1 protein-coding gene is annotated in these 3,106 nt (G+C 71.1%); it reads right to left on the reverse strand.

Going from position 1 to position 3,106, the window contains the following annotated elements:
• Positions 1-81: 81 nt before the first annotated feature.
• Positions 82-2,727: a CBM35 domain-containing protein gene (locus ACFW1A_RS39655; protein WP_380418432.1), complete on the reverse strand. Its 2,646-nt coding sequence runs from the start codon at positions 2,725-2,727 to the stop codon at positions 82-84.
• Positions 2,728-3,106: the final 379 nt, after the last annotated feature.

Genomic DNA, 3,106 nt, shown 5'->3' on the forward strand with positions numbered 1-3,106 from the left:
TTGTGTATAAGAGACAGACCGGCCACGGGGCTGCCGCCCCCGCGCGGTGGGCGCGGGGGCGGCAGGTGGGTGTGGGCGGGGTCAGAGGGTGACGGTGGAGAGGGAAGCGGCCCAGCCGGTCGGGTTGCCGAACTGGATGGTGTTGCTGCCGGCCTGGAGGGCGACGGTGACGGTCTTGTTCTGGAGGGTGGTCCAGCTGCCGTTGCTGGGGAAGGCGACCGCGCTGGAGCTGCCGCCGTTGACGGTGACGTCGTCGGTGCGGGCGCCGCTGTCGCCGTTGATGTAGGTGACGTGCAGCTGGTAGGTGCCGGCGGTCTGCGCGGTGACGCTGAAGGTCAGGGTGCCGGGGTTGCTGCCGCCGCCGCCGAGGTTGCCGACCAGGTGACCGTCGGCGCAGGCGGCGCAGGCGGCGATCTGTGCGCCGCCACCGAGGGTACCGGCGGTGTCGGCGAAGGAGAGCCGGCCGGTGGGCAGGGTCGGGACGGTGACGGCGGCGAGGGAGGCGGCCCAGTCGGTGGGGTTGCCGAACGCGAGGGTGTTGGGTCCGGCGTGCAGGGGGACCGTGACCAGGGCGGACTGGGTGGTGGTCCAGCTGCCGTTGCCGGGGAAGGCGACGGGGGAGGGCGTGCCGCCGTTGACGGAGATGTCGTCGGTGCGGGTGGCGCCGCCGTTGACGTAGTCGATCTGCAGCTGGTAACTGCCGGCGGTCGCCACGGTCACGCTGTTGAAGGTCAGGGTGCCGGTGGCGGTGCCGGTGCCGCCGATGAAGCCGACCAGGTTGCCGTCGGGGCACGCCGCGCAGGCGCTGGTCCGGGCCTGGCCGCCGAGACTGCCGACGCGGTCGGCCTGGTAGGTGGTGGCGCCCACCGGTGCGGCCCAGACCTGGGCGGCGTCGAGCGCGTCGGGGTCGGCGCCGCAGACCGCCAGGTCGACCGGGGTGCCGGCGGTGCCGGTGGCACCGGCACCGCCGTAAAGGTCGGTGCACAGGCCCGCGTTGGCGGTGGTGCCGGCCAGGACCAGGTTGCCGCCGCGGTCGTAGGCCCAGTTCTGGTAGCCGGCGTCCCCGGCCGCCCCGCAGGTGTCGACCGACAGCCACTGGCCCGTCGCGCCGTTGATCGCGCCGGTCGAGGCGGTGCTGGGGGCGGTCAGGCACAGGGCGGCACCGCCGGTACCGGTCTCGGTCAGTTGGACGGTGCCGTCCGTCTTCATCCGCCACTGCTGGTTGGCCGCGCCGGTGCAGCCGGCGATGTCGACGGCACCGGTCGGGCCGGCGGCGGGTTCGTACTTCTCCAGGCACAGCGGGTTGGCGCTGATGCCCTGCGGGCTGGCGGTGATCTGCCCACTGGGGGTGCGGGGAGCGCAGGAGGCGTTCGGGGTGATCCTCAGCATGGCATTGTCGTGGCTGCCGAGGCTCGCCAGCGCCACCGAGCCCGTGCCGGTCGTGGTGCTGCCGCCGGTCCAGCCCTGGTTGCCCCACAGGTCCTTGACGGTGTATCCGCAGTTGGTGCTGGTGGTGTCCAGACCCAGCGCGGACAGGTTCAGCGTGTAGCCGGTCTGGGTGGTGGCGTTCTTGTTCAGGACGACGGCGGCCAGGCTGCCGTCCGACAACGGCTTGACCACCAGGTCGGTGCCGCTGCCGGTGTTGGCGCCCGCGCCGCCGCTGATCCGGGTGGCCCCGGCGCCCAGCGGGTCCTGGTCGACGGCGATGACGTCGGCGTTCTTCAGGCTGGTCAGGGATCCGCTGGTCAGGCTGGGCACGTCGGTGCTGAGGATCAGCGGGGAGGACGTGACCGCGTACAGGGCGAGCTGGCTGCGGAACTCGGCGTCGCTCAGCTGCTCGTCGGGGATCAGGAAGTCGGGGTCGTTCCAGTTGCCGGGGCCGGAGATGCGCGCCAGCTGGGTGTTGTAGCCGTACTGGGTCAGTACGCCGGCCTGGTTGCCGGTGACGTTCCAGGCGCTGTTGCCGTTGCGGTACATCTTCACGTCGTAGCCGCTGCGCCACAGCTGGCCGCTGCTGGTGGCCCCGTCGACGACCGAGTACCAGCTGCCCAGGTCGGTCGGGCCGATCGAGAAGTAGGCCGGCGAGGACTCGGAGAAGACCATGTCGCGGTTGCTGGTGTTGGCCTTCATGGCCGCGCCGAACGCGGCGTAGTCCTTGACGTATCCGGCGGCGCTGTTGTCCGCGGAAGGCATGTTGCAGCCGTCGAGCTTGACGTAGTCCACTCCCCAGGAGGCGAACAGGTTCGCGTCCTGCTGGAAGTGCCCGTAGTCACCCGGGTAGCCGCCGCAGGTGGCGGAGCCGATGTCCTCGTAGATCCCGAACTTGAGTCCCTCGTTGTGGAGTTGCTGGCCGATGTAGGCCATGCCGTGGGGGAAGGTGGTGGGGTTCGGGACGAGGTTGCCGCTGCTGTCGCGGGAGGTGGTCATCCAGCAGTCGTCGATGGTGACGGTCGTGTAGCCCCTGCCGCTCAGGCCGCTGCCGACCAGGGCGGCGGCCTGGTCGAGGACAAGGGTCTCGGACGGGCCGACGTCGCCGGTGTTCGGGTTGTCGGCGGAGCAGCCGAAGCGGGCCCAGTTGTTGTAGCCCATGGGCGGGGTGACCGCCAGCGCGTTGCCGGAGGGGCTGGTGGCCGCCGGAGTGGCCCGGGCCGCCGGGGCCGGCAGTACCAGGCCGGCGAGGGCGAGGGCAGTGGCTGCGACCGGCAACAGCCGGGAGGGACGTCGCATGGGAGCTCCTAGGCCTGGTGGGCCGGCGCTCGGTGGCGCCGGAGGCAGCTGTGGGGGCGAGCTGCCGACAGGTCCCCGTGATGGCGGACCACGCACCCGGCTGCCGGCCGCCGACCAGGGCGGGACGCAACAGCGGCGGCGGCCGGATCGGGCGGTTGCCATGCCTGTCGGTTGCGTAATGTCAGCACCGGACATGATTGATTGTCAATAAAAGACAGCTGTATCAATCAACTTTGCGCAGAATCCCGGCCGATATGTCAGTTCTGACTGCCTTGTGCGCGGATCGGGCTGTCGGGTGCGGCGTGCACGGCACGGAACGGCGAAGTCCGGCCCAAGTTCCGGCGTGGACCCCGCGGAGGGGCTACCCTTTGTGACTGCC

The sequence above is a fragment of the Kitasatospora sp. NPDC058965 genome, from assembly GCF_042741245.1.
Taxonomy (GTDB): domain Bacteria; phylum Actinomycetota; class Actinomycetes; order Streptomycetales; family Streptomycetaceae; genus Kitasatospora.